We start from the raw sequence: 1,003 nt of genomic DNA, 5'->3' as shown, positions 1-1,003 counted from the left end.
ACCCGTCCGCCGCTCGACGCCAGAGTAGCAAGCTACCCTTCGTTTCCGCTCGACTTGCATGTGTTAGGCCTGCCGCCAGCGTTCAATCTGAGCCATGATCAAACTCTTCAATTAAAGATTTGATTTTTAAGTCCGAAGACTTACTCAATGAATACTGAATAAAACGTGTGTTCACTCAATAAGCATTAAGAAATGATGATTTCTCAATCCTGCGTGAGTGCCCACACAGATTGTCTGACAAATTGTAAAAGAGCGCTTAAGTCATGCTGACTTAAGGTTCGCTTCGTTGCCGAAGCAGGAGGCGTATATTACGCTATTCTCCGTGGCCGTCAAGTCAGTTTTGAAACTTTCTTTTCAACCGTTGTCTTTTTGACCAAAACCGCTGCTAACCCGTTGTTTCCAACGTTTGCTCAGAAGCCTTGTCCCCGTCGACAGATGCGCATTATAGGGAGTTCAGACTTTGCCGCAAGCGTTTATGACCGATTTATACCCAAGCGAACAAATAACCAACAAACCGATGTATTAACCGACACCGCAACGCATTTTAGTTTATTAAACAAGCACAGCCCATGCTCTATTTAAAGTGATGAGTTCGACCATGATGGAGTGGTGGCAATATTTACGCTCTGTACTTTGCGCCGAAACGGCTTAATTAGTCAGAACCAATGGTTCAACACTGTCGTTCTTCCAACAATCCTCACTCCGAAGCCGGTGTCAGCAATAATCCTCTCGCGTGAAATCGCGTTTTTTTATCAGTACCGAAGCTCAATTCACCTGTCTTTTGAAGCCGACACACTTGCACCAACAAGATCCCTGATCATCGATCCGGAAAAGACACCCTATCCGTAACATTGAGAGGCATCCCGATCGGCTTGACTCATACCAATTCCATTATCTATTTGGTCAGTCTGGCCCATTCCCTGCTGCAAAGATGCCGCACTTGTTCTGCATCTTTTCGAAAGCTGTTCCAAGCATCTGCAACCTGGTCGACAATGTGGTCATA

General features: G+C 45.6%; 1 rRNA gene. It reads right to left on the bottom strand.

Annotated elements, in window-relative coordinates:
* Positions 1-114: ribosomal RNA gene (locus tag ABEA08_RS09490) — 16S ribosomal RNA — on the bottom strand; the annotation flags it as partial.
* Positions 115-1,003 lie beyond the last annotated feature (889 nt).

The organism is Ferrimonas pelagia, from assembly GCF_039543565.1.
GTDB lineage: Bacteria > Pseudomonadota > Gammaproteobacteria > Enterobacterales > Shewanellaceae > Ferrimonas > Ferrimonas pelagia.
This window is presented reverse-complemented; position numbering and strand designations above follow the sequence as displayed.